The organism is Rhizobium herbae, from assembly GCF_017873135.1.
Lineage (GTDB): Bacteria > Pseudomonadota > Alphaproteobacteria > Rhizobiales > Rhizobiaceae > Pararhizobium > Pararhizobium herbae.
This window is the reverse complement of sequence record NZ_JAGGJV010000002.1, coordinates 642,399-666,115: the sequence shown is the minus strand read 5'-3', so window position 1 is coordinate 666,115 and position 23,717 is coordinate 642,399. Positions and strand designations below refer to the sequence as shown.

Here is a 23,717-nt window from a genome sequence, read left to right as displayed (position 1 = left end):
TGGGTCAGAGCGCGGCGATGTAACCCGCCAGCCGTTCCGCGGCGGCCGCGATCTGCCTGGGGTCGCGCAGGAAACAGGCGCGCATGAACAGCGATCCGCCTTCGCCGAACGCTGTTCCGGGCGCAAGCCCCACACCGGTCTTGTCGACGATGTCGAGCGCTGCGCGCCGTGCATCGGTGACGCCGTCGATCTTCAGGAAGGCATAGATCGCGCCGTCCGGCTTGAGCGTCTCCACCCGATTGGTGGCAATCAATGCATCGCAGAACAGGTCGCGCGACCGGGTCGCCTTGGCGACGTTTTCGGCGACGAACGCATCGCCCCGGTCGAGCGCTGCCACCGCGCCCGCCTGGATGAACTGCGCCACGCCGGAGGTGGAGTATTGGATCAGATTCTCAAGCACCTGGCCGATTTCCGGCGGCGCCACGATCCAGCCGGCCCGCCAGCCCGTCATCGACCAGTTCTTCGAGAAGGAATTGACGAAAAGGATACGCTCGTCGGCTTCCATGACATCGAGGAAGGAGGGCGCGCGGACGCCGTTGTAATAGTAAAGCGCATAGATTTCGTCGGCCATGATCCAGAGGCCGCGTTTCCGCGCCAGCGCCAGGATGGCTTTCAGATCTTCGTGCGATGCGGTCCAGCCCGTCGGATTGGAGGGCGTGTTGACGAACAGCGCGCGGGTCTTCGGCGTGATGGCGGCTTCGAGCCTGCCGATGTCGATCTGCCATTTCCCGTCTTCGAAATTTAGCGGCACGGCGACCGCACGCACCCCGGAAAGCTCGGCGCTTGCGGCAAAGTTCGGCCAGGCCGGCGACAGAAACACCATCTCGTCACCCGGAGACGTCACCGCCTCGATGGCGAGCTTGATCGCCTGCATGCCGGAGCCGGTCACATAGAAATTGTCGGGTGAAAGCGTCTTGGCGAAATGACGCTGGTAGTAGCGCGACAGCGCCTCGCGCAGCGGCGGGATGCCGCGCTGCCAGGTGTAGAAAGTCTCGCCCGCCCTCAGCGACTCCTGGGCGGCTTGAGAAATGAAATCCGGTGTCGGCAGGTCTCCCTCGCCGACCCAGAGCGGGATCAGCCCATCGCGGCCGCGCGCATAGTTTACCAGCTCGACGATACCGCTTTCCGGTGCTGCAAGCGATCGGGGGCTGAGGCTGGAAAGAATAGTCATCGGCGGGCTCCTGTTGGCCCGCCGCTTCTAACGGTTTTTCAGATCACGATCACGCGATATTCGCTGACGGATTTATCGATTTCTGTGATGTTTCGATATCCGGCAGAGGACCGCGAAATGGCGCTTATGTTCTCTGCGTCTTCAGCAGGTCGCGGATTTCCGTCAGCAGCTGGACATCCACCGGCGGCGGTGCTGCCGGCTCCTCGTTCTTCTGCTTTTCCATCGAAACACGCATCTTGTTGACCGCCTTGACCAGCAGGAAAATGATCCAGGCAAGAATGAGGAAGTTGATCACCACGGTCAGGAAGCTGCCATAGGCAAAGACCGCGCCCTGCTCGCGGGCGGCGGCAAGCGACGTCGCAGTCACCGTGCTGGAGAGCGGAAAGAAGAAGTTGGAGAAATCAAGTCCGCCAGTGATGGCGCCGACGACCGGCATGATGATGTCGTTGACCAGCGAGTTGACGATCAGCGTGAAAGCACCGCCGATGATGATACCGACCGCAAGGTCCATGACATTGCCCCTGGCGATAAACGCCTTGAACTCATTCAGCATTATTCTCTCCTCATGTTCCGTTGAACCGGCCGGGACGACCTGTCCTTGTCCAGCCGGATGGCCGCCCGATGCTAACCGAAATCGTGATCAAGTAAATCGGGCGTTGAAAAACGGAACGGAACACGCCGATTTCATTTCGCTCGAAAAACGGATGTCCCGTCTTTGACTTAAGGCTTAGGCACGCCCGATTTTCTTCAAGGCCGTCTTGTCCTATGCTCAATCCCAGGGACAAGGAGGAAGCATGCTTTCGGGCTCGATCATTTTCGCGGCCGCGTTCGCCTATCTGTTGCTGCTGTTCGCGGTGGCAAGCTATGGCGATCGCAAGGCGCGGAAGACTGCTCCTGCCGGAAAGGGCAGGCCGCTGGTCTATGCCTTGAGCCTTGCGATCTACTGCACCTCCTGGACCTATTTCGGTGGGGTCGGCCTTGCGGCCGAGCGCGGGCTGGAATTCACCGGGATTTATATCGGCCCGATCCTGATGTTCACGGTCGGCCTGCCGGTGATCCGCCGCATCATCGCGCTTGCCAAGTCCCAGAAACTGACCTCGGTCGCCGATTTTGTTGCGGCGCGCTATGGCAAGAACCCGACCGTTGCCGCCATCGTCGCGCTGATCTCGCTGATCGGTGCCATCCCCTATATCGCCTTGCAGCTGAAAGCCGTGTCGAGTTCGGTCTCGGTCATGGTCGATACCAGCGGCTACGGCATCGGCACCGGCCAGAATTTCATCGACCTGCCGCTTCTCGTCACGCTTTTCCTCGCTTGCTTCGCCATCGTCTTCGGCACGCGCCATACCGATGCGACCGAACACCAGGACGGGCTGATCCTCGCCATCGCGATGGAATCGGTGGTCAAGCTGCTGGCGCTGGTGACAGCCGGCCTCTACGTGGTCTTCTTCCTGTTCGACGGTCCGGGCGATCTGTGGGCCAAGGCGCTCGCCAACAACCAGGTGATGGCGGCGCTCAACTACCAGACCCCTCTGCCGCGCTGGATCCTGCTTGTCGTTCTCTCCGCCTTCGCCATCATCATGCTGCCCCGGCAGTTCCATGTGACCGTCGTCGAAAACCGCACGGAAAAAGACCTGCGCACCGCCGGCATCCTGTTCCCGATCTATCTCCTCGCCATCAACCTGTTCGTGCTGCCCGTTGCGATCGCGGGGGTGCTGACCTTTGCCGGCAGCGGCGAGGCCGATCTCTATCTGTTGACGCTGCCTCTTGCAGCGGACATGCCGGTGTTGACACTGATTACCTTCATCGGCGGTTTTTCCGCGGCAACCGCCATGGTCATCGTCGCTTCCGTCGCATTGTCGATCATGATCTCCAACGACATCGTCATGCCGACCTTTCTCCGGCGCAACCTGACGGGACGCAACGGCTCGCACGACATCACCGGCACATTGCTCAATGTCCGGCGCACAGCGATCTTCGTCGTCCTCTTGCTCGGTTATGGCTACTATCGCTCCGCCGACATGAGCGCCGGCCTTGCCTCCCTCGGACTGCTTTCCTTTGCCGCCATCTCGCAGATGGCGCCGGCGTTCTTCGGCGGCCTCGTCTGGCGGCAGGCGAATGCGCGCGGCGCCATCGCCGGCATGACGCTCGGCTTTCTCGTCTGGGCCTATCTGCTCTTCCTGCCGAGCCTTGGCGGGCCGGACAATTCGCATGTCGCGACCACCGTTCTGGGCTTCCTTTTCCCGTTCACCGGCATTTTCTCCGGCCCCGCCGCCGATCCGCTGGTCAATGCATCGGCACTCAGCCTGCTGGTCAACATGCTCGCCTATGTCATCGGCTCGCTGACCCGGGCGCCAAAGCCGCTGGAGCGGCTGCAGGCCGGTGTCTTCATCCGCCGCAAATCGCGCACGGAAAAGGCGTTCCGCGGCCGCAAAACCAAGATCACCGTGCTGGACCTGAAGACCACCATCGCCCGCTACCTCGGCGAGGAACGCATGCGGCGCTCGTTCCAGACCTATGAGCGCCAGTCCGGCCGCTGGCTTGAAGATCATCAACCGGCCGACATGGCCCTCATCCATTTCTCGGAGCAACTGCTCGGCAGCGCCATCGGCTCGTCCTCCGCCCGGCTCGTCCTGTCTTTGGTGCTGCAACGGCTGGACGATACGTCGTCGGACACCGCCTGGCTGCTCGACCAGGCATCGGAAGCGCTGCAATACAATCAGGACATGCTCCAGACGGCGCTGTCACAGATGGACCAGGGCATCGCCGTCTTCGACAGCTCCAACAACCTGATCATCTGGAACCGCCGCTTCCGCCAATTGCTCGACCTGCCGGAAAGTGCCGGGCAAGTCGGTTTTCCGCTGGCCGAAATCGTCTCCATGCTGACCAGGCGCGGCGATATCCGCAAGGAAGACGGCAAGCGGCTGATTGCCAACTTCCTGACGCTCGACAAGCCTTTCCTGCTTGAACTCTCCGGTGGCGCGCGCATCATCGAAGTGCGCACCAATGCCATGCCGGACAAGGGCATCGTCACCACCTATACCGACATCACCCAGCGCGTCGCCGCCGACATGGCGCTGAAACAGGCCAACGAAACGCTGGAACTGCGCGTCGCCGAGCGCACCGGCGAACTCACCCGCGTCAACAAGGAGGTTGCCGAAGCCCGCGCCGCCGCCGAGGAGGCGAACATCGGCAAGACACGGTTCTTCGCCGCAGCCGGTCACGACATCCTGCAGCCGCTCAACGCCGCCCGCCTCTACTCCTCGTCGCTGGTCGAGCGCCTCGGCGAATCGGAAAACAGCGTTCTGGTGCAGAACATCGATTCCTCGCTGGAATCGGTGGAAACCATCCTCGGCGCCGTACTCGACATTTCCAGGCTTGATACCGGCGCGATGAAGCCGCGCCTGCAATCGGTGCCGCTCAACGATCTGCTGCGGCGGATCGAAACCGACTTCGCCCCCGTCGCCCGGGCCGCCAATCTGAAGCTCACTGTCATGCCAACGTCCCTGACAGTGCGCACCGACCCGAACCTGCTCCGCCGCCTGATCCAGAACCTTGTCTCCAACGCCATCAAATACACGCTGACCGGCAAGGTTCTGGTTGGCGTCCGGCGCGAAGGCGGCAATGCCGTCATCCAGGTACTCGATTCCGGCATCGGCATTCCCGCATCCAAGTTCCGCACCGTCTTCAAGGAATTCTCCCGCCTCGACGAGGGCGCCAGGACTGCTTCGGGCCTTGGCCTCGGCCTGTCGATCGTCGATCGCATCTCGCGCGTCCTCAACCACAGCGTCGATCTGCAATCCAAACCCGGCAAGGGAACACGCTTTCGGGTCACCATGCCCATCGACCGCACGGCCGCCGCCAGCGTCAAGACCGCTCCCCCTGATCCCGTCCGCACCGCCGAACCGCTGCACGGCCTGCGCGTACTCTGCATCGACAACGAACCGCTGATCCTTGAGGGCATGAAGCTGCTTCTGGAGGGCTGGGGCTGCACGGTTTCCACCACGCCGTCCCTGGACGTCTGGCAACAGGATCCCCCGGCCCGTGACCTGCGCCCTGACGCGATCATTGCCGATTATCACCTGGACAACGGCACCGGCATCGACGTGATCCAGGCCATCCGCCTGCATTTCGGCGCCGACATTCCGTCGCTGCTCGTCACCGCCGACCGCTCCCCCGAAGTCCGCGCCGCTGCCGAACGTGATGGCATCGCTCTCCAGAACAAACCCGTCCGCCCCGCCTCGATGCGGGCCTGGCTGACGCAGCTTTCAGTGTCGATGAAGGCGGCGGCGGAGTAGCTGACATTACTCTTTATTTTTATAGCAAAAACACTATAATCGAGTTGTTGAATGACGTCCGATGATGCTGTCGATATCAAAGAAGTCGTCTTCCTGTCACAGCGCGTCGAGGACGACTATTTGTCTCAACCGGGCGATGTGGTGGAAGCGTTTGATGCGCGTGTGACCGCTGTCCAAAATCTTCAACGTTTACCTGCAAAGCACCATCGAGCTCTGTCAGGAAATCTGAACGGCATCGAAGAACTCCGCGTATCCCACGACAGCAATACGTACAGAACATACTACCTTGCAAACTACGAAGAGGCCGTGATCCTCATTGAGGCAGGTATGAAAAAATCGAAGAAGGACGGCGAAATACCAGCGGAGCAGGTTGCGCGACTGGTGGAACGAAAGCGGCAGGCAGATCAATTTTACGCGGAAAACCGGATATTGCTGCGTACGCGCTATGAAATGAGACAGCAGCGAAGAGCGCTATCGTAAGCGAACCATGGTCAAGACAATGAAGGATGCAACATTGGAACCGGCAAAATTGGGAAGCGGGAACTACCTCAAGGATCGCGGATATGCCGATCCCGCAGAGATGCGGGTCAAGTTTCTGCTTTCGAACGAAATCGCTCTGGCGATTGATGACAAAGCGCTCAGCCAAAAAGCGGCAGCTGAGCTGACAGGGCTGAAACAGCCCGATATATCAAGAATTTCGAATGGCAACGTAGCCGATTATTCCGTCTGGCGGCTGATGCGGACACTGTCCCTGCTTGGCAAGGATATCGTCATCGACATTCAGCAATCGAGCCAGCAGCAGGGTGACATCAATACCAACACCGTTCCTGCGAAATTGGTTTCCGTCGCCGGACGTTGATCCCTATCAAGCCGCCACAGCCGCGATCTTCCCCAGCTGGATCACCGCCTGCGTGCGGCTATCGACATTGAGCTTCAGCAGGATGGCCGACACGTGCGCCTTGATGGTCGCCTCGGAGACGCCGAGTTCGTAGGCGATCTGCTTGTTGAGCAGGCCTTCGGCGAGCATGCCGAGCACGCGCGACTGCTGGGGGGTGAGCGTCTGCAGCCGATGCAGCAGCGCCGCCATTTCCGGTTCATGTTCCATGCCGGCATGAAATCCGGGCGGCGTGAAGATGTCGCCGGCCATGACGGTATCGATACCCTGACGGATTTCGTCGATGCCCGCGGATTTCGAAAGAAAGCCGGAGGCGCCCAGCTCCAGCGCCCGCTGGATCGTCGCCGGATCGTCATGCGCCGAGACGATCATCACCGGCAGGCTCTGGAATTCGGCGCGAAGCGCAATCAGGCCGGAAAGGCCGCTAACGCCCGGCATGGTCAGATCAAGCAGCATCAGGTCGGCCGAGACATTGTCGATCGCTGCCTGCCGCGCCGAGGTGAAATCGCCGGCCTCGATGATGGTCGGGTTGCCGGCCATGCTCGCCAGCGCCTGGCGCATGGCGCCGCGAAACAGCGGATGATCGTCGGCGATGATGATGGTCAATCCTGATGTCATGACGCTCCCTCCCAAGAGCTTGGCCCAACGGCCTCGCACAACGCGCAAATCCTCCAATTCGCCGCTATGCGTCGTCCGGATCCGGTCAGGTTTTCTGAGGGACGTCCTCCGTCTTGTTCGACGGCGGTTTTTCCTCGCTTTCCAGATCCTTCACAATTCCCATGAAACTGCGCATCATTCTTTCCATGACGCTCATCGTCTGGTCAATCTCTTCCTTCGTCGGAAGCCGCGGTTTCAGGCTCGTCTGGCCATCTCCGACAGATTTTTCCAGGGTTTCGACACGTTTCGTCAGGAGATCGAGTTCCAGCTCGAAGGCGGTGCGCTCGTCGGCCGCCATCCGGCAGACGATGTCGCCGTCCTTTTCCTGGCAGAGCGAAACCTCGCCGGTCTGCGTATCCAGCCGCGCGATGCCACTGTCGGTCTTCTGCATGGCATAGCGCCCTGGCGCCGGCTCCTGGGCAAAGGCCGTAAAAGCCGCGAAGGTCCCGCCAAGAACCAAGACCGGCATCATCATCCTGTTCATCGCACTCTCCTTGATCGCCAAAAATCCGGGATCGAACCCGCTTGCCGGTGGACATTCGCAGAAGATTGCGGCAATCCCGCAAAGGATATCGTCCAAGGTCCAGGAAACGACGGCATGAGCAGCATCATCTACAAAATCGTTCCGGCAGTTCTATGGCAAGATGCGCGCAAGGGCGGAGATTTCAAGGGCGCCTCGATCGACCTGTCGGACGGCTTCATCCATTTATCGACGGCCGACCAGGCAAGAGAGACCGCCGCACGGTATTTTGCCGGCCAGGACGGCCTGCTGCTGATCGCCGTCGATGGTGAAAGGCTCGGCGACAAGCTGGTCTTTGAGCCCTCGCGTGGTGGCGCGCTGTTTCCGCATCTCTACGGCCCGCTGCCTTTCGAGGCCGTTGCCTGGGAGAAACCGCTACCGCTCGGCGCCGATGGCGCCCATGTCTTTCCGGAGCTTGACCGATGATCGATGTCTTCCAGTCGCTCGCCCGCCGTGGCCTCTTCCTGCTCGATCCGGAGGCAGCCCACGGACTTTCCATCAAGGGGTTGAAGACCGGACTGGTTCCGGCCTGTGCGGCACCCGCAGACCCTCGCCTGGCGCAGACCGTCGCCGGCCTCACCTTCGCCAATCCGCTCGGTCTTGCGGCCGGTTACGACAAGAACGCCGAAGTGCCGGAAGCGCTGCTCCGGCTCGGCTTCGGCTTCACCGAGATCGGCACCGTCACACCCAAGCCACAGGCCGGCAACGACAAGCCGCGCATCTTCCGGCTGGTCGAGGATGAAGCCGTCATCAACCGTCTCGGCTTCAACAATGAAGGTCATCAGGCAGCGCTAACGCGCCTTCGCGCCTGCGACCGCAAGGCGATGATCGGCGTCAATATCGGCGCCAACAAGGACAGCATCGACCGCGTCGCCGATTACGTCACCGGCATCCGCACGTTCTACGGCGTCGCCCGCTATTTCACCGCCAATATCTCGTCGCCCAACACACCCGGCCTGCGCGACCTGCAGGCGCGCGAAAGCCTGTCGGCGCTGCTCCTGGCCGTTCTTGCCGCCCGCGACGACGAAGCCGCCAAGGCGGGCGTCCGTGTGCCGGTGTTTTTGAAGATCGCGCCGGACCTCACCGAAGAAGGCATGGACGATATCGCCGCTGTTGCGCTGGCGCATCAGCTCGACGGCCTGATCGTCTCCAACACGACACTGTCGCGCGAAGGTTTGAAGGATCAGCGACAGGCCAAGGAAAGCGGCGGCCTTTCCGGCAAGCCGCTGTTTGAAAAATCCACCGTCGTGCTTGCCAAGATGCGCCGGCGCATCGGCCCCGACCTGCCGATCTTCGGCGTCGGCGGCGTTTCGTCCGCAGAAACGGCCGCAGAGAAAATCCGCGCCGGGGCCAATCTCGTCCAGCTCTATTCCTGCATGGTCTATGAAGGCCCATCGCTGCCGGGCAGGATCGTGCGCGGCCTGTCACAACTCTGCGACCGCGAGAAGCTGGGCTCAATCAGCGATATTCGCGGCAGCCGGACCAGCTACTGGGCCGATAAGAACGTCTGACCCGAGCGGCGCGGCACCAGCACCATCAGGAAAACGCCGCGAAACAGCAGGAACAGGTTGAGCGCGCCCCACAGGCCGTGATTGCCGAAGGCAGGCACGAGAAGACAGAGTGCTGCGACATAACCCGCGAAGGCAAGCAGCATCATGTTGCGCATGTCGCGCGACCAGGTAGCGCCGATGAACACGCCGTCCATCAGGAAAGCCAGCGCACCGGTCAGCGCCGTGATCGCCGCCCACGGCATGTAGACATAGGCCTCGGTGCGAACGTCGGCCGCCGTCGTCAGCAAATCGATCAGCCGTTCGCCGAAGATGAGGAAGGCGACGGTGGTGAACCCGGCCAGCGCGAACGACCAGATCGCCGTCATCTTCAACGCCCGGTCGAAGGCCGGACGAAAACGTGCGCCGATCGCCCGGCCGGTCAGCTGCTCGGCGGCATTGGCCAGGCCGTCGAGATAGTATCCCGCCACCAGGAAGATGGTCATCAGCACGGCATTGGCGGCAAGCGTCACCGGACCGAAGGAAGAGCCGATCCGGGTCATCAGCGTGAAGGCGGCAAGAAGCACGAAGGAACGGATCATGATGTCGCGGTTAAGCCCGAACAGCGGCTTCAGCCGTTCGGCGGAGAAGATCGTCGCCCAGCCTGGTGCAACGGTCCGGTCGAACCGGGCATAGACGATCGCAAATCCGACGATTGCGCCGACGACTTCGCCGGTCACCGTTGCCAATGCCACGCCCATGACGCCCCAGCCGAGATGAAGGCCCAGGAAGATGCAAAGCACGATGTTGATGCCGTTGATCAGTGTCTGCAACAGCAGCCCCGTCGTGCCCTGCCCGCGCCCAAGCACGAAGCCGAGGATGGCATAATTGGCGAGCGACGCCGGAGCAGCGAGGATGCGATATTCGAAATAGGTGCGCGTCACGCTTTCGATTTCCGGCCCCGGCGCCAGCAGCCAGAGACCGGCGGACAGAAGCAGCGGCGACAGGGCGACAGCAGCCGCGCCGCTGACCAGCGCTATACACAGCGATCGCCAGAAGACGGCCTGCTCCTCCGTCCTGTCGCCCCGGCCAAAAGCCTGCGCCACCAGGCCGGTGGTGGCCGAGCGCAGAAAATTGAACGTGGTGAAGATCAGGTCGAACAGGATGGCGCCGACGGCAAGCCCGGCCAAAAGCGTCGCCTGGCCGAAATGGCCGATGACGGCGGTATCGACGAGGCCGAGAAGCGGTGTCGTGAGGAACCCCAGCGTCATCGGCACGGCGATCGACAGGATCAGCCGATTGGTGACGAGAAACGGGCCTGCCTCGTGGGCATTGTCGGCTATGTCGGAAGTTTGCGCTGCGGTCATGCCCTGTCCTTCAGACCGGCAGGAATCAGCTTAGCCGGTCGACAGCACCATGGCCCAATAGGGCCGGTTTCCGGAAGCCGGATTCCGCATCACGGCCACGCCGAGCCCGCTATAATTCGGCCCCAGCATGTTCTCCAGATGCTTGGGCGAATGGAACCAGGCGGCATAGGCCTTTTCGGCGCTATCCTGTCCCATGGCGATGTTTTCCGCCGCCGGCAGGGCAACGCCGCCGCCCTTCATGCGTTCCAGGAAGCTGTCGCCCATGCCGATCAGGTGCGACATCTTGCCGGCCTTGGCCATGCGGCCGGCCTGCGACAGGGCAGCCTGCGCCGCAGCCGGATCGCGCACCAGCGGCTTCAGCCCCTTTTGCTTTCTCAGATCGTTGATATAGCCGAGCGTCGCATCCGTCTGGTCGCTGCCATTGCCGCTGGGGACGACCTTCGGCGTGCCGCAGCTGGCGAGCGCACCGAGCGAAAGGACGGCTCCCGCCCGCAGGAAATTGCGGCGGGAGGCAGGAAAGTCGTTGTCGTGCATGTTAGCGCCGGTAGCTGAGGATACGCAAGATAATGAAGACCGGGATCACGACCGCCGCGCCGAGCAGCAGATAGTCGCCGACACGGCCGAGCGCCGCGAAGCCGGAATGCCAGAGATCGAGAACGAAATCCCTGACGGTGTAGAGAATGCCGTAGGGCGTCCAGCCGAAGACGGCCATGACGAAACCGACGATGACCGAGACCACCAGCAGCTTGACCAGCACACGAAGGGGCGAATCGCCCAGAAACCTGTTCACTCCATCGGCCATGGCGTCATTCTTCTCCTGTTTCGCCTGACATAAGCTGCCGCGGCGTCTGCTGCAAGCGGTGAAGATGCAAGGAGATCCCTGCCGTCAAATCGCCGCTTGCCATTTTGCCCGTTGCGCGCAACAAGGCGTTACGGCCGCAAACCTAGGGCTGCGGCGCAAGATCAAGGCACATCACCATCAACCAGCTCTCCTCCGGCAACCTTCTCGCCGATCGCCGCACCGAATACGCGCTCATGCTGGCCGCCGAGGGCGAGCATGCGGATGCGGCCGACCTGATGACACAGGCGCTGGAGCTTGTTCCCGGCTGGGCGGCCGGCTGGTTCTGTCTTGCAGACTATGAGGAAAAATCCGGCCGCAAAGAGGCGGCGGTCGATGCACTGCGCAAAGTTCTCGAGCTCAATCCCGACGATATTTTCGGCGCCACCCTGAAGCTTGCTTTTCTCAACGGCGCCGAAGCCGGCAGCCCGTCGCCGAGCCTGCATGTCGAGCGGCTGTTCGATGACTATGCCCACCGTTTCGATACCTCGCTGGTCGTCAAGCTCGGCTACAGCGTTCCGGAAACGCTGAGCGCGCTGATCTGGGAGCATGTCGGCGAGGCTCATCTGGCCTATGTCACCGATCTCGGCTGCGGTACAGGCCTGTTCGGCGAACGCATCCGCGCCCGAACCGACTATCTCGAAGGCTACGATCTCTCGGCCAACATGCTGGCCAAAGCCGCGGACAAGGGCGTCTACGACCATCTTGCGCAGGCCGACCTTTCCCTGCCGCCAGAGACATCGGGACTGTTTGCCAATCACAAGCGCCATCGCGCCAGCCTGGTCAGCGCCGCCGACGTTTTTCTCTATCTCGGTAATCTCGACAGCGCCTTCATTCTCGCCGGCGAGCTGCTCGCGGAAGCAGGTCTGTTCGCCTTTTCGGTCGAGGACGCCGGCAATGACGGTGATGTGGTGCTGCGCCAATCGCTGCGCTATGCCCATTCGCGCGACTATGTCCTGCGCTGCTGCGGGGTCCACGGCCTGACGGTGCTGGCAATCCGCGAGACCGTCATTCGCAATGATGGCGGAAACCCCGTCTCCGGCATTCTTTTCCTTGCGCGGAAATCGGCCTGAGCGCATTTTTCTTGCGAAGTGTAAATAGGTCAGCATTGCTTACATATTCTGCTTGATCAACGCCGCAGGATTCCCGATAATTGCTGCATTGCACACAAGCGCCGCCGTCGAAAAGACCGCTGGCGTGATCGTACTTTATTCATTCCCGTCATTGCCGCCCGGGCGCCCACCCTTTGCGGCCTTTGGAGATCGCGACATGAGCATCATCAATGCCCTTGGCTTCTGGAAGACCAGTGCGACACGCCATACCCCTGTCGAGGACGTGCAGGGTATTTTTTCCGGCAGCCTGGTGGCAGCTCTCGGCCTCTATGTGCTGGCCAGCGCAGGCCTGTTGACGGGCAGCACCGCCGGCGTCGCCTTCCTGCTGCACTATGCGATGGGGATCAATTTCGGTCTCGCCTTCTTCCTGCTCAACCTGCCGTTCTTCTACCTGTCGTGGAAGCAGCTCGGCATGGCCTTCACCATCAAGACCTTCATCGCGATTGCCATCACCTCGCTTCTGACCAACGTCCAGGGACACGTGTTCCAGATAGCCAGCATCCATCCGGCCTGGGCGGCGCTTCTCGGCGGCCTGCTGCTGGGCTTCGGTCTTCTGGCGCTGTATCGCCATCGTGCCAGCCTCGGCGGCGTCGGCATCCTGGGGATCTATATGCAGGAGCGTTTCGGCATCCGCGCCGGGCTTGTCCAGCTTGCCATCGACATGTGCGTGCTGGCAGCCGCCTTCTTCGTCACCACGCCTGCGGTGGTGTTCTATTCCGTGCTCGGCGCGGTCGTGCTCAATCTGTTTCTGACCATCAATCACCGCGCCGACCGCTATATCGCGCTTTAAAGTGCAGCCCCTCATTCGCCCTATCGTGCACCTTCTCCCCGTTCACGGGGAGAAGGACAAGCGGCAAACTCCGTAATCCCCTCTCCCCGCCTGCGGGAGAGGGCTAGGGTGAGGGGCAATCTTCCACTCAGGCGGCCTTTGCCACCTTGTCCACCGGATGCTGCGACCGGAAGCTGACGGCTAGCCGGTTCCAGACGTTGATGGCGCCGATCGCCACGGTGATCTTGGCAATCTCCTCGCTGGAGAAATGCGCCTGCAACGTTTGATAGGCGTCATCCGGAGCGCCGGTTTGGGCGATATTGGTGACCGCATCGACCCAGCCGAGCAACGCCCGTTCGCGGACGTCGTAAACCGGCGATTCCCGCCAGACGCACATCAGGTTGATCCACTGTTCGCTTAAGCCGTCATGGCGCGATTCCTTCACGTGCATGTCGACACAGAAAGCGCAGCCGTTGATCTGCGAGGCGCGCAGCTTGATCAGGTGAATGAAGCGGCGCTCCAGGCCGGAATTCTGCACGTAATTTTCGAGCGCCAACACGGCCTTGAAGGCTTCCGGCGATGCTTTGGTCATATCGAGACGCGGGTGCATGGGTCTTCTCCTTTGTTGGTGGCTCAGCGAGCCGTCTTGCGTTCGTGGATTTCCAGGAAGGCGCAGCCTCTGGCCGCGATCGGTCCGTCGTCGATTTCGGCCAGTTGCTCGCCGAGATCGGCAATGGTGGTCTTGGCCAGTTCCGCCCGGTAGACGCGCTCGGCCCGCAGCATGGTGGCCGAGATATTGCAGGGCCTGGAAAAATAGCGGTCGGGCACCGGGTTCGGTCCGCGCTGGCGGATTTCGTTGCAGCGGAACGCCGGCGCCGGGCCTTCGACGGCAAGCACGATATCCAGCAGCGTGATCTTGTCTGCGGGGCGTGCCAACCGGTAGCCGCCCTTCGGGCCTGGCACGGTATCGAGAATGCCGGCGCCGGAAAGCGATTGCAGGTGTTTCAAAAGATAGCTGGTCGACACACCATGGAACTCGGCAATCGCGGCCGCCGAAAGCACGCCGCCCTCGGAAAGGCCGGACAACATTGCAACGCCATGAATGGCCTGCTCGACACCCTCGCCCAGTTTCATCTGCATCTCCCTCTATCGTGGATAATTCATATCCACGATTATTTCCGCCGTCAAGCGGCAAAATCCAGGGCAGCGCTTGCGTTCCGAAAGCGAGGCGATAGAACGATCGGATACGGGGCTACGGGAAACGACGACAATGATGGCAACACCGGCAAAATCCGCCTTCGCGGCGCTGATGAATTCGAGCGCGGAACGCCATTCGCTTGTCGATGACGCGCAGGGCGTCATCTCCGGCAGCATGCTCGCCGTGCTCGGCATCACGCTTCTGTCCAGCGCCGGACTGTTGACGGGCGGCACGCCCGGCATCGCCTTTCTCGTCCACTACGCGACAGGTTTCAGCTTCGGCCTGTGCTTCTTCGCCGTGAACCTGCCCTTCTATTATCTCGCCTTCCGCCGCATGGGCCTTGCCTTCACGCTGAAGACATTTGCCGCCGTCGCCCTCACCTCGGCGATGTCCGAACTCTTGCCGCGCGCGCTCGGTCTCACCCATGTCGATCCGCTTGTCGGCGCACTATTCGGCGGGCTGGTCATCGGCGCCGGACTGCTCGCGCTCTTTCGCCACCGCGCCAGCCTTGGCGGCATCGGCATTCTGGCGCTCTACATCCAGGATCGTTTCGGCTGGCGCGCCGGCCTCGTCCAGCTCGGCTTCGACGGCGCCATCGTCGCCTGCTCCTTTTTCCTCGCCAGCCCCTTCATCATCGCCTGCTCGATCGTCGGCGCGGTGGTGATGAACGTGACGCTGGCGGTGAACCATAGGAAGGACCGGTATATCGCGATGTGAGGGGCGCGCGGTTCCGAACACTTCCTCTTTCGGTCGCATCGAAATACGACGATCGGGTCAAAGTGGAATTTTACCCGTAAATCTCGCTCAAAGGTCCACTATCGGAGCGCGCGGAAAAGGGCATGTCAGTCCTATACTCCCCGGCTTCAAATCCCCCGCATCTGCGCTACATTCACCCGCGTGAACCAGATCGATTCCGCCACACGCGCAGAGCCCCCACTGCTCCTGCCCCCGCCCTTCCTGCGCTGGTTTGCGGACAAGGGCTGGCAGCCGCGTGCGCATCAGCTGGAGCTGCTTTCCCGCGTTGAGGGCGGCGAAAGCATGCTGCTGATCGCGCCGACCGGGGCCGGAAAGACGCTCGCGGGATTTCTTCCTTCGCTGGTCTCGCTGACGCAGCGCGGCAAAGTCCCGCCGGGCTCAGCCTTTACCGGCATCCACACGCTCTACATCTCGCCCTTGAAGGCGCTGGCCGTCGACATCGAGCGCAACCTGATGAAGCCGGTCGGCGACATGGGGCTGCCGGTGCGCATCGAGAACCGCACCGGCGACACGCCGGCGTCCAAGCGCCAGCGCCAGAAGCTCAACCCGCCGGATATTCTTTTGACGACGCCGGAACAGGTGGCGCTGCTGCTGGCCAATGGCGAGGCCGAGCGTTTCTTCAGGGACCTGAAATATGTTGTGCTCGACGAGTTGCACTCGCTGGTCACCTCCAAGCGCGGCCATCTGCTGTCGCTCGGCCTTGCCCGCCTGCGGCGACTGGCGCCCAAGATGCAGGCCATCGGCCTGTCGGCCACCGTCGCCGATCCGATGGACCTGCAGCGCTGGCTGGCGCCGCAAAGACCCGGCGAAAACAATCACGCCGGGCTGATCACGGTGACGGGCGGCGCGCGGCCGGAGATCTCGATTCTCTCCACCGAGGAGCGCGTGCCCTGGGCCGGCCATTCGGCGGCTTATGCCATCAGCGACATCTACAAGGCGATCGGCGGGCAGAAGACCACGCTGCTGTTCGTCAACACCCGCAGCCAGGCCGAGCGCGTCTTCCAGGAGCTCTGGACCATCAATGACGACAATCTGGCCATCGCGCTGCATCACGGCTCGCTCGATGTCGGCCAGCGGCGCAAGGTCGAGGCAGCGATGTCCGAGAACAGGTTGCGCGCCGTCGTCGCCACGTCCACTCTGGATCTCGGCATCGATTGGGGCGATGTCGATATGGTCATCCATGTCGGTGCGCCGAAGGGCGCGTCGCGCCTTGCCCAGCGCATCGGCCGCGCCAACCACCGCATGGACGAGCCCAGCCGCGCCATCCTGGTGCCCGCCAACCGTTTCGAGGTGATGGAATGCCAGGCGGCCCTCGACGCCAACTATATCGGCGCGCAGGACACGCCGCCTGTCGGCAAGGGTGCGCTCGACGTGCTGGCCCAGCATGTGCTCGGCATGGCCTGCGCCGCCCCTTTCGATCCGCTGGCGCTTTATGCCGAGATCACCAGTGCTGCGCCTTATTCCTATCTCACATGGGAGACCTTCGAGCGCATCGTCGATTTCGTCGCCACCGGCGGCTATGCGCTCAGAAGCTATGAGCGTTACGCCAAGATCCGCAAGACACCCGAAGGCTTTTGGCGCGTGTCCAATCCGATGGTCGCCCAGCAGTACCGCCTCAATGTCGGCACGATCATCGAATCGCCGATGCTCAACGTGCGGATGGTCAAGCACAATGCCCGCGGCGCCCTGGGGCGCGGTGGAATGCCGCTCGGCAAGGTCGAGGAGTATTTCATCGAGATGCTGTCGCCGGGCGACACGTTCCTGTTTTCCGGCAAGGTGCTGCGCTTCGAAGGCATCCGGGAAAGCGAGTGTCTGGTGAGCCAGGGCTACAAGCTCGATCCGAAGGTTCCATCCTATAATGGCGGCAAGTTTCCGCTGTCGACCTATCTTGCCAGCCAAGTCCGCAAGATGCTCGCCGATCCCAGCCGCCATGCGACCCTGCCCGAGCAGGTGCGCGACTGGCTCTCCCTGCAGAAGGACATCTCGATGCTGCCGAAGGAGGACGAGCTGCTGATCGAGACCTTCCCGCGCGGCAGCCGCCATTACATGGTGATCTACGCCTTCGAGGGGCGGCTGGCCCACCAGACGCTCGGCATGCTGTTGACGCGGCGGCTCGACCGCGCCGGGCTGAAGCCGCTCGGCTTCGTTGCCACGGATTATTCGCTCGCCGTCTGGGGACTGGACGACATGGGCGAGGCTTTCAAAGCCGGAAGCCCTCGCCTTGCCGATCTCTTTGACGAGGACATGCTCGGCGACGATCTGGAGGCCTGGCTCAACGAGAGCTTCCTGTTGAAGCGCACCTTCCGCAACTGCGCCGTCATCGCCGGCCTGATCGACCAGCGCCATCCCGGCAAGGAAAAGAGCGGCCGGCAGGTAACCGTCTCGGCCGACCTCATCTATGACGTCCTGCGCAGCCATGAGCCCGATCACATCCTGCTGGAGGCGACGCGCAACGACGCCTCGACCGGACTTTTGGAAATCGAGCGGCTTGGCGATATGCTGACGCGAATCAAGGGCCACATCACCCACCGCCCGCTCGACCGCATTTCGCCCCTGGCCGTTCCGGTCATGCTCGAAATCGGCAAGGTCCCAGTCGGCGGCGAAGCGCAGGATTTCCTGCTCGCCGAAGCCGCCGACGAACTGTTCGAGGATGTGGTGCGACACTGACGCTAAAACCAAGCCGGAACCCCATGCACCGCATCGCCCATGCCATTTCTGCCCTGCCGGACAATCCGGCGCTGTCGGCCCGCACCGTCATCAACGGCGTGGCGGCCGTCTGCGATCCGCTGGGCGGCCTCTATCTGCCCGATCTCGATATTCTCGTCGTCTCCGACCTGCATCTGGAAAAAGGCTCGGCTTTTGCCCGCCGCGGCATGATGCTGCCACCCTACGATACGCTCGCGACCCTGCGCATTCTCGATGCGGTGATCTCCCGCCACAATCCGAAGACCGTCATCAGCCTCGGCGATAATTTCCACGACCGAGTTGGCTCGGCCCTGATGCCGGAGCTTTTTCGCGGCATGATCGAGACCATGGCGCGCGGCCGCGAATGGGTCTGGATCAACGGAAACCACGATCCCGACGGCACTGTCGCCCTGCCCGGCTCCTGCGCCGACGAGCTCCATCATGCCAGCCTGATCTTCCGCCACGAACCGTCGCTGAATGCCTCAGCCGGCGAGATCGCCGGCCACCTGCATCCGTCAGCCACCGTCCGCCGCCGTGAAAAATACATGCGCCGCGCCTGCTTCGCCACCGACGGCAAGCGCCTGATCATGCCCGCCTTCGGCGTCACCACCGGCGGGCTGGACCTGCGCCACCAGGCCATGCGCGGCCTCTTCGACCACCAGAGCCTTGTCGCCCATATGCTGGGGCGGGACCGGATCTACTCGGTACGGTTTGCCAATTTGCTGGGGTGACAGCGGGCTCTTTTCGTCAAGACCCTGGACATAGGCACGATCGACATGAAAACCGCATCCTTTATGACCAGTCTGCAGGCGATCTGTCCTATGATGCCGATGGTTCTGAAGCGGGAGCAAGCATCAATTCCGCGCAGGTCGCGGACAACGCATTACTGAGTTTTACCAAGTCTCGATTTCGTCGTGGCTAGATTGTTCGAAGAGCATCAGTTTTCGGCGGGATTTGCGCAGCTTTTGCGAGCGGAATAGCCGCGAGCGAAAACTGTAACGGAAATCGGAGATCCTGAACTTGACAGAGAAACGCGATTCACCGAGGACACGGGCTCTCAAGAGCGGACGCATCGTATTCAATCACGGATCATCATCGATCGACTGCACGATCCGCAACCTCTCAGCAAGCGGCGCCAAGCTTCTTGTCGAGAACGCCTTGGGTCTCCCCGCTGAATTCGTTTTGATGTGCGCGGACGACAGGAGCTACAGATGCACCGTCAGATGGAGGAAGCTCAATGAAATGGGTGTCAGTTTCGACGCAACCATCTAGAGCGCTTCATCTTCAAACGGAAGCGATTCTGTTGGCTCAAACCGGCCGGGCCGCGAGAAGGTCGGCGCAGGGCGATGCCGGGCCCATCGTACAAGCCGGCCGACGCTGCGGACGACCGGTTTCAGCCAACCCTTTGGGCCGGATGAATTTCGGCCACTACCGGTGGCTGCCGTCTCGACCGCAGCTTCTGCTGCGCTCTTCGCCAACCGCCTTGGTTCTGGCCGAAATTCCTTCCGGCAGAATGCTTCCGTTTGAAGATGAAGCGCTCTAGCCGCTCACCCAACCCCCGCTAAAACGCGTTGAACGTCAGCGTCGTCAGCGACCGGTTGATCCCCGGCACCGTGGCGATGTTGTCATTGATGAACTTGCCGATGTCCTGCTCTTCGTCGACATAGACCTTGATCAGCAGATCATAGTCGCCGCTGGTCGAATACATCTCCGAGACGATCTCCTTCTTGTAGATCACGTCGGCGACCTCGTAGGTCTTGCCGGGGGCGCATTGCAGCTGGACGAAAATCGGCTTCATGGCGGAGGTCTCCTGATCTTTTGAACGCAAATAGCCTGTTTTGACGGCGAGGCAAAGCCGGATCAAGTTGAACTGCGGCAATGGAGACGCCGTTGCGGAATGGACATTCGGTGTTTCACGTCCTATAAACCCGCCAAGCGACTGAAGAAGGAGATCGTTTGATGAGAACCCTCGGCACATCCCACAGCTGAACAAGCGGTGCCGGGATCGGGCTGCCTGTTCGGCTCTTTCCATCAAATGATTCAATCTTTCGGCCCCATGGAGGGCATTCATGTTTCGTCGCTTCTCAAGCCTCGTCGATCCGTTCCGACCCTATGACCAAAGCACGCCGCCCGACAACGCATGGCGGTTCCTTGCCGAAAACCTTTGGCCGTTCCGGCATGTCACGGCAATGAGCCTCATCCTGACGGCGATCGGCGCCGCCATCGAGGTCTGGCTGATCGGTTACGCCAGTAAGCTCGTGGACGCCCTTGCCGAAACGCCACCTGCGGCGTTCTGGGCAAGGCACAGCCACGAACTCCTGCTCGCCGCCGCAATCGTGCTCGTCGTGCGTCCGCTTGCCGGGCTGCTGCGGGAAAGCCTCGACGATATCGCCTTTCGGCCGAATGCCGAATTCCTCGTTCGCTGGCGGGCGCATCGTCATGTGCTCGGGCAGTCCGTCGGCTGGTTTCGCGGCGATCTTGCGGGGCGTATCGCGAGCCAAGTTCGCGATCTCGGAGCCGCCGGCGTCGGGGTGGCCTACAGCATCCAGCACACGCTGTCCTTCGTCGCGATCTATGTCGCGGGCTCGATCTGGCTGATGGCATCCATCAACATCTGGCTGACGATCCCGCTTATGACCTGGGTCGGCTGCTATGTCGGACTGATGATCTATTCCATTCCCCGGATTCGCGATGCCTCCGAACGATATCAGGAGGCGTTTTCAGCGCTGACGGGAACGATGGTCGATACCTATGCGAATATCGACACGTTCAAGATGTTCGCCAGCCGGGAAGGCGGCAAAGAGGACGACGGGCAGTTTGAGGAGACGCGGGCCGCGGCGGTCGACGTTCAGCGGCTCGAGGTGATCATCAATTCCGGCATGCTCTTCCTCGGCAGCGCGCTGATCGTCGGGCTCGTCGGCTATTCGCTGGCGCTGTGGCAGACCGGCCTGGCGCCGCTCGGCCTCATCGCAGCATCGCTGACGCTCAGCTTCCGCATCACCGCCATGGCCGAATGGATGCTCGACGCGGTCTCCTCCCTGTTCGGTTATCTCGGCACGATGCGCCAATCGCTGAAGACCGTTGCCCAGCCGCTCGACATCGTCGATGCGGCAAATGCCGTTCCACTGGCACTGTCGGGCGGCGAGATCCGGTTCGAGCAGATTAGCCATCATTACGGCAGGGACGGCGGCGGGCTTGACCGCGTGTCGCTGACGATTGCGCCCGGCGAAAAGGTCGGTCTCGTCGGACGCTCCGGCACAGGCAAGTCGACGCTGGTCAATCTCCTGCTGCGTTTCTTCGATCCGGAGGCGGGAACGATCCGCATCGATGGACAGGATATAAACGGCGTCACCCAGGAGAGCCTGCGCCGCCATATCGGCATGGTCATGCAGGACGCCTCGCTGCTGCATCGCTCGGTGCGGGACAATATTGCCTATGGCCGCAAGGACATCCCGCAGGCGGCGATCGAAGCCTCGGCGGAAAAAGCCGAAGCCGGAGGCTTCATCCCGCTGCTTCGCGACCAGCATGGGCGGGTCGGTTACGATGCTCATGCCGGCGAGCGCGGCGTCACATTGTCCGGCGGCCAGCGGCAGCGCATCGCCCTTGCCCGGGCGATCCTGAAGGACGCGCCGATCCTCATTCTCGACGAGGCGACGTCGGCGCTCGATTCGGAGGTCGAAGCAGCCATCCAGCAGACGCTCCATCAGGTCATGGAGGGCAAGACGGTGATCGCCATCGCCCACCGGCTCTCGACCATCGCCCGGATGGACCGGATCGTCGTTCTCGATCAGGGCCGCATCGTCGAGGACGGAACTCACGAGGCTTTGATGGCACTGGGCGGCATCTACGCCATGCTCTGGACACGGCAATCCGGCGGCTTTTTCGGTGTGGACGATACCGTGGCAAGCAAAGCCCGCTGAGGCCATCCGGCGAACCTGCCGATGGGGGTTGGGTCCGTCAGTCCCTGCGGAAGACGATGCTGGCCAGCCAGCCGGTAATGACGGCCAAAAGCACGGCGGTCAGGCCGTAGAGGAACGGCTGTTCATGGGCGGCGCGGGTAATCGCCTGTTCCAGCCCGGTCTTGACGACGCGCAGCGGCAGGGCCTTGGCGGCGACGAAGACGCCGTCGCGGAACAGATAGGCGCGGACGATATGAACGCCGTTCGGCACGTCGGCCGGCAGGCGCACCGACGCCTTGAACAGGCTGGAACTGATGAACTGCACACCGCCGGGATCGCGCTGGTAAACGCCCGTCGTCTCCCGCAGCCGGCGGAAGGCGTCGCGGAATTCGGTGAGATTGCTGCCGTCGCCGATATAGCCGATCGGCGTCAGCGGCATGTGCGCGACGCCGATGCCCATATTGTTCATGTCGCCCGGCGGCGCGATCGTCTCGATGTCGCGCGTGCTCGACAGCGAATAGGATTCCGGCACCAGCTCGAAGGTCATCGAATTGGTGTTGATCCAGATGCCGAAGACGCGCTCCTTCTTGCGCACCGTGGTATTTTCCTTCGGCCCTTCGAGTGCCACGACAATGTTGTACTTGCCCTGGGCCAGAAGCCTGGAATCGAAGCCGTCGATGGCGCCGAAGATCGTCAGGTCGGCGCCGCGAAAATCGGAGGTGATCGAAATCTCGTCGGTCGAGATGCCGATGTCGAGCTTTTCGGTAAAGTCCACCGGCTCGGCGCCCGCCACGACAGGCGCGGCGAGAAACAGACCCAGTATCAAAATCCGCCAGACGATCCCCATCAGAAGCCAAGCCCCGCGGAAACGACCGAATAGATTTCCTTCGGCGGAATGACCAGCTCGATGGCGAGACGGATGCCGACGGCGAGAACCAGCAGGGCCAGCAGGGCCCGAAGCTGCTCGCCGCGCAGCCTCTGGCCGACCCGCACGCCATATTGCGCGCCGATCACCCCGGCGATCATCAGCACGAAAGCAAGCACGATATCGACGGTATAATTGGCCGTCGCCTGGACGATGACGGTATAGGCGGAGACGAAGATGATCTGGAACAGCGAGGTGCCGACGACGACATTGGTCGGGATGCGCAGGAGATAGATCATCGCCGGAACCATGATGAAGCCGCCGCCGACCCCCATGACGGATGTCAGGACGCCGATGCAGAAGCCAAGCCCCGCGATCGGGATGACGCTCAGGTAGATCTTCGATTTCTTGAACCGCATCTTCAGCGGCAGCCGGTGCACCCAGTTGTGCTGCCCCGGCCTCTTCAGCGTTACGCTCTCGTTCTTCGCAGCCCGGCGCAGCGCGATGATGCTTTCCCACAGCATCAGCGAGCCGACGGTGCCAAGCAAAAGCACATAGGCAAGCGAAATGACCAGATCGAGCTGGCCGATGCGGCGCAGCATCGCGAAGATCCAGATGCCGACTGTCGCCCCCGCCAGACCGCCGCAGAGCAGCACCGTCCCGAGCTTGATGTCGATCGTGCCGCGGCGGAAATGGGTAATGGCACCGGAAATCGAGGACGCGACAACCTGGTTGGCGCCGGTAGCAACGGCCACGACGGGCGGGATATTGTAGAAGATCAGCAGCGGCGTGATCAGGAAGCCGCCGCCGACACCGAACATGCCGGACAGGAAGCCGACGGCCGCGCCCATGCCGAGGATGATCAGAATGTTCACCGACAACTCTGCGATGGGCAGATACACTGTCACGGCCGGACCTCTAAATATGCCAATAGCCCGCAAAGCGGGCGGAAACATCAAAGTGGCAAGTGATTCACCACGGGAAATAAGGAGTGGAACGGGTCGGAAAACCAATTCTGAAATTGTGAATTCAACGTCGTTCCGTCATGCGCCCCGGGGTCGGGCCTGTCAACCTTTTGCAAGGTTTGAGCCTAACCTCTGGCACGGCCTTTTGTCCGGCCGGTCTGCGGCATTATTGCGGCCGCAGACGCCGTTTTGACAGTCTCTCGGTCAAAGCTGCCCGCCTGTGTCGGAATGGACACGC

General features: G+C 62.0%; 24 protein-coding genes. 12 read left to right on the top strand and 12 right to left on the bottom strand.

Features of this window, described 5'->3' with window-relative positions; genetic code table 11:
* Nucleotides 1-4: 4 nt before the first annotated feature.
* Nucleotides 5-1,171: a pyridoxal phosphate-dependent aminotransferase gene (locus J2Z75_RS08510; protein WP_209850424.1), complete on the bottom strand. Its 1,167-nt coding sequence runs from the start codon at nucleotides 1,169-1,171 to the stop codon at nucleotides 5-7.
* Between the two features lie 124 nt (nucleotides 1,172-1,295).
* Nucleotides 1,296-1,724, bottom strand: coding sequence for a large conductance mechanosensitive channel protein MscL (gene mscL, locus J2Z75_RS08505; protein WP_209850421.1), 429 nt, complete (start codon nucleotides 1,722-1,724; stop codon nucleotides 1,296-1,298).
* Between the two features lie 241 nt (nucleotides 1,725-1,965).
* On the opposite strand from mscL, the gene J2Z75_RS08500 reads away from it, so the two are divergent.
* The 3 genes from J2Z75_RS08500 to J2Z75_RS08490 are packed head-to-tail and all read left to right on the top strand — an operon-like array spanning nucleotide 1,966 to nucleotide 6,325.
* Nucleotides 1,966-5,466, top strand: coding sequence for a PAS domain-containing hybrid sensor histidine kinase/response regulator (locus J2Z75_RS08500; protein WP_209850418.1), 3,501 nt, complete (start codon nucleotides 1,966-1,968; stop codon nucleotides 5,464-5,466).
* A 51-nt stretch (nucleotides 5,467-5,517) separates the two neighbouring features.
* Nucleotides 5,518-5,946, top strand: coding sequence for a type II toxin-antitoxin system RelE/ParE family toxin (locus tag J2Z75_RS08495; protein WP_209850415.1), 429 nt, complete (start codon nucleotides 5,518-5,520; stop codon nucleotides 5,944-5,946).
* A 19-nt stretch (nucleotides 5,947-5,965) separates the two neighbouring features.
* A complete protein-coding gene (locus J2Z75_RS08490) occupies nucleotides 5,966-6,325 on the top strand; it encodes a helix-turn-helix domain-containing protein (RefSeq protein ID WP_209850412.1) in 360 nt (119 codons plus the stop codon).
* A gap of 6 nt (nucleotides 6,326-6,331) precedes the next feature.
* Here J2Z75_RS08490 and J2Z75_RS08485 read toward each other — a convergent pair whose 3' ends face one another.
* Together J2Z75_RS08485 and J2Z75_RS08480 are read right to left on the bottom strand one after the other, a co-directional pair.
* Nucleotides 6,332-6,979, bottom strand: a complete 648-nt coding sequence (locus J2Z75_RS08485) for a response regulator transcription factor (RefSeq protein ID WP_209850410.1) — start codon at nucleotides 6,977-6,979, stop codon at nucleotides 6,332-6,334.
* 85 nt (nucleotides 6,980-7,064) lie between these two features.
* Nucleotides 7,065-7,502 (bottom strand): hypothetical protein, encoded by a 438-nt coding sequence (locus tag J2Z75_RS08480; RefSeq protein WP_209850407.1) that lies wholly within the window; start codon nucleotides 7,500-7,502, stop codon nucleotides 7,065-7,067.
* A 114-nt stretch (nucleotides 7,503-7,616) separates the two neighbouring features.
* Here J2Z75_RS08480 and J2Z75_RS08475 point away from each other — a divergent pair, with 114 nt between their 5' ends.
* The gene (locus J2Z75_RS08475; protein ID WP_209850404.1) at nucleotides 7,617-7,964 is read left to right on the top strand and encodes a DUF952 domain-containing protein; all 348 of its coding nucleotides are present in this window, start codon (nucleotides 7,617-7,619) and stop codon (nucleotides 7,962-7,964) included.
* A complete protein-coding gene (locus tag J2Z75_RS08470; protein ID WP_209850401.1) occupies nucleotides 7,961-9,049 on the top strand; it encodes a quinone-dependent dihydroorotate dehydrogenase in 1,089 nt (362 codons plus the stop codon). The genes J2Z75_RS08475 and J2Z75_RS08470 overlap by 4 nt, the downstream gene beginning before the upstream one ends.
* Here the strand turns inward: J2Z75_RS08470 and J2Z75_RS08465 are convergent.
* The 3 genes from J2Z75_RS08465 to J2Z75_RS08455 are packed head-to-tail and all read right to left on the bottom strand — an operon-like array spanning nucleotide 9,025 to nucleotide 11,194.
* Nucleotides 9,025-10,392: an MATE family efflux transporter gene (locus J2Z75_RS08465; RefSeq protein WP_209850398.1), complete on the bottom strand. Its 1,368-nt coding sequence runs from the start codon at nucleotides 10,390-10,392 to the stop codon at nucleotides 9,025-9,027. The two genes, J2Z75_RS08470 and J2Z75_RS08465, sit on opposite strands and share 25 nt — an antisense overlap.
* A 30-nt stretch (nucleotides 10,393-10,422) precedes the next feature.
* On the bottom strand, nucleotides 10,423-10,926 hold the full coding sequence (locus J2Z75_RS08460; protein ID WP_209850395.1) for a CAP domain-containing protein: 504 nt from the start codon (nucleotides 10,924-10,926) through the stop codon (nucleotides 10,423-10,425).
* Nucleotide 10,927: 1 nt separating this feature from the next.
* Nucleotides 10,928-11,194, bottom strand: coding sequence for a DUF6460 domain-containing protein (locus J2Z75_RS08455; RefSeq protein ID WP_209850393.1), 267 nt, complete (start codon nucleotides 11,192-11,194; stop codon nucleotides 10,928-10,930).
* A gap of 170 nt (nucleotides 11,195-11,364) precedes the next feature.
* Between J2Z75_RS08455 and J2Z75_RS08450 the strand changes: the two genes are divergently transcribed.
* Both J2Z75_RS08450 and J2Z75_RS08445 read left to right on the top strand, forming a co-directional pair.
* Entirely contained in the window at nucleotides 11,365-12,303 is a 939-nt protein-coding gene (locus J2Z75_RS08450) for a tetratricopeptide repeat protein (RefSeq protein ID WP_209850698.1), read from the top strand.
* Between the two features lie 196 nt (nucleotides 12,304-12,499).
* Nucleotides 12,500-13,132 carry a YitT family protein gene (locus J2Z75_RS08445; RefSeq protein WP_209850390.1) on the top strand — a complete coding sequence of 211 codons (633 nt, stop codon included), beginning with the start codon at nucleotides 12,500-12,502 and terminating at the stop codon, nucleotides 13,130-13,132.
* Between the two features lie 127 nt (nucleotides 13,133-13,259).
* On the opposite strand, the gene J2Z75_RS08440 is transcribed toward J2Z75_RS08445, so the two are convergent.
* Entirely contained in the window at nucleotides 13,260-13,721 is a 462-nt protein-coding gene (locus tag J2Z75_RS08440; RefSeq protein WP_209850387.1) for a carboxymuconolactone decarboxylase family protein, read from the bottom strand.
* Nucleotides 13,722-13,744: 23 nt separating this feature from the next.
* Nucleotides 13,745-14,245 carry an RrF2 family transcriptional regulator gene (locus J2Z75_RS08435; protein WP_209850384.1) on the bottom strand — a complete coding sequence of 167 codons (501 nt, stop codon included), beginning with the start codon at nucleotides 14,243-14,245 and terminating at the stop codon, nucleotides 13,745-13,747.
* Between the two features lie 139 nt (nucleotides 14,246-14,384).
* Between J2Z75_RS08435 and J2Z75_RS08430 the strand changes: the two genes are divergently transcribed.
* The 4 genes from J2Z75_RS08430 to J2Z75_RS08415 all read left to right on the top strand — a co-directional run bounded on the left by J2Z75_RS08430 (nucleotide 14,385) and on the right by J2Z75_RS08415 (nucleotide 19,022).
* Entirely contained in the window at nucleotides 14,385-15,026 is a 642-nt protein-coding gene (locus J2Z75_RS08430) for a YitT family protein (protein ID WP_209850694.1), read from the top strand.
* Nucleotides 15,027-15,206: 180 nt separating this feature from the next.
* Nucleotides 15,207-17,732: a ligase-associated DNA damage response DEXH box helicase gene (locus tag J2Z75_RS08425; protein WP_209850381.1), complete on the top strand. Its 2,526-nt coding sequence runs from the start codon at nucleotides 15,207-15,209 to the stop codon at nucleotides 17,730-17,732.
* Nucleotides 17,733-17,755: 23 nt separating this feature from the next.
* Nucleotides 17,756-18,481, top strand: a complete 726-nt coding sequence (pdeM, locus tag J2Z75_RS08420) for a ligase-associated DNA damage response endonuclease PdeM (protein ID WP_209850378.1) — start codon at nucleotides 17,756-17,758, stop codon at nucleotides 18,479-18,481.
* Between the two features lie 289 nt (nucleotides 18,482-18,770).
* The gene (locus tag J2Z75_RS08415; RefSeq protein ID WP_209850375.1) at nucleotides 18,771-19,022 is read left to right on the top strand and encodes a PilZ domain-containing protein; all 252 of its coding nucleotides are present in this window, start codon (nucleotides 18,771-18,773) and stop codon (nucleotides 19,020-19,022) included.
* A gap of 289 nt (nucleotides 19,023-19,311) precedes the next feature.
* Here J2Z75_RS08415 and J2Z75_RS08410 read toward each other — a convergent pair whose 3' ends face one another.
* Entirely contained in the window at nucleotides 19,312-19,548 is a 237-nt protein-coding gene (locus J2Z75_RS08410; protein ID WP_037104964.1) for an Lrp/AsnC ligand binding domain-containing protein, read from the bottom strand.
* Between the two features lie 271 nt (nucleotides 19,549-19,819).
* Between J2Z75_RS08410 and J2Z75_RS08405 the strand changes: the two genes are divergently transcribed.
* On the top strand, nucleotides 19,820-21,670 hold the full coding sequence (locus J2Z75_RS08405; RefSeq protein ID WP_209850371.1) for an ABC transporter ATP-binding protein: 1,851 nt from the start codon (nucleotides 19,820-19,822) through the stop codon (nucleotides 21,668-21,670).
* A gap of 37 nt (nucleotides 21,671-21,707) precedes the next feature.
* On the opposite strand, the gene J2Z75_RS08400 is transcribed toward J2Z75_RS08405, so the two are convergent.
* Nucleotides 21,708-22,496: a TIGR02186 family protein gene (locus tag J2Z75_RS08400; RefSeq protein WP_209850369.1), complete on the bottom strand. Its 789-nt coding sequence runs from the start codon at nucleotides 22,494-22,496 to the stop codon at nucleotides 21,708-21,710.
* A complete protein-coding gene (locus J2Z75_RS08395; RefSeq protein WP_209850367.1) occupies nucleotides 22,496-23,422 on the bottom strand; it encodes a sulfite exporter TauE/SafE family protein in 927 nt (308 codons plus the stop codon). Before J2Z75_RS08395 ends, J2Z75_RS08400 begins: the two co-directional genes overlap by 1 nt.
* Between the last annotated feature and the right edge of the window lie 295 nt (nucleotides 23,423-23,717).

What these genes read in the sequence shown, in the direction of transcription:
- J2Z75_RS08510 (WP_209850424.1), bottom strand. Translation starts at nt 1,171, where the DNA reads ATGACTATTCTTTCCAGCCTCAGCCCCCGATCGCTTGCAGCACCGGAA.
- mscL (WP_209850421.1), bottom strand. Translation starts at nt 1,724, where the DNA reads ATGCTGAATGAGTTCAAGGCGTTTATCGCCAGGGGCAATGTCATGGAC.
- J2Z75_RS08500 (WP_209850418.1), top strand. Translation starts at nt 1,966, where the DNA reads ATGCTTTCGGGCTCGATCATTTTCGCGGCCGCGTTCGCCTATCTGTTG.
- J2Z75_RS08495 (WP_209850415.1), top strand. Translation starts at nt 5,518, where the DNA reads ATGACGTCCGATGATGCTGTCGATATCAAAGAAGTCGTCTTCCTGTCA.
- J2Z75_RS08490 (WP_209850412.1), top strand. Translation starts at nt 5,966, where the DNA reads ATGAAGGATGCAACATTGGAACCGGCAAAATTGGGAAGCGGGAACTAC.
- J2Z75_RS08485 (WP_209850410.1), bottom strand. Translation starts at nt 6,979, where the DNA reads ATGACATCAGGATTGACCATCATCATCGCCGACGATCATCCGCTGTTT.
- J2Z75_RS08480 (WP_209850407.1), bottom strand. Translation starts at nt 7,502, where the DNA reads ATGAACAGGATGATGATGCCGGTCTTGGTTCTTGGCGGGACCTTCGCG.
- J2Z75_RS08475 (WP_209850404.1), top strand. Translation starts at nt 7,617, where the DNA reads ATGAGCAGCATCATCTACAAAATCGTTCCGGCAGTTCTATGGCAAGAT.
- J2Z75_RS08470 (WP_209850401.1), top strand. Translation starts at nt 7,961, where the DNA reads ATGATCGATGTCTTCCAGTCGCTCGCCCGCCGTGGCCTCTTCCTGCTC.
- J2Z75_RS08465 (WP_209850398.1), bottom strand. Translation starts at nt 10,392, where the DNA reads ATGACCGCAGCGCAAACTTCCGACATAGCCGACAATGCCCACGAGGCA.
- J2Z75_RS08460 (WP_209850395.1), bottom strand. Translation starts at nt 10,926, where the DNA reads ATGCACGACAACGACTTTCCTGCCTCCCGCCGCAATTTCCTGCGGGCG.
- J2Z75_RS08455 (WP_209850393.1), bottom strand. Translation starts at nt 11,194, where the DNA reads ATGGCCGATGGAGTGAACAGGTTTCTGGGCGATTCGCCCCTTCGTGTG.
- J2Z75_RS08445 (WP_209850390.1), top strand. Translation starts at nt 12,500, where the DNA reads ATGAGCATCATCAATGCCCTTGGCTTCTGGAAGACCAGTGCGACACGC.
- J2Z75_RS08440 (WP_209850387.1), bottom strand. Translation starts at nt 13,721, where the DNA reads ATGCACCCGCGTCTCGATATGACCAAAGCATCGCCGGAAGCCTTCAAG.
- J2Z75_RS08435 (WP_209850384.1), bottom strand. Translation starts at nt 14,245, where the DNA reads ATGAAACTGGGCGAGGGTGTCGAGCAGGCCATTCATGGCGTTGCAATG.
- J2Z75_RS08430 (WP_209850694.1), top strand. Translation starts at nt 14,385, where the DNA reads ATGGCAACACCGGCAAAATCCGCCTTCGCGGCGCTGATGAATTCGAGC.
- pdeM (WP_209850378.1), top strand. Translation starts at nt 17,756, where the DNA reads ATGCACCGCATCGCCCATGCCATTTCTGCCCTGCCGGACAATCCGGCG.
- J2Z75_RS08410 (WP_037104964.1), bottom strand. Translation starts at nt 19,548, where the DNA reads ATGAAGCCGATTTTCGTCCAGCTGCAATGCGCCCCCGGCAAGACCTAC.
- J2Z75_RS08405 (WP_209850371.1), top strand. Translation starts at nt 19,820, where the DNA reads ATGTTTCGTCGCTTCTCAAGCCTCGTCGATCCGTTCCGACCCTATGAC.
- J2Z75_RS08400 (WP_209850369.1), bottom strand. Translation starts at nt 22,496, where the DNA reads ATGGGGATCGTCTGGCGGATTTTGATACTGGGTCTGTTTCTCGCCGCG.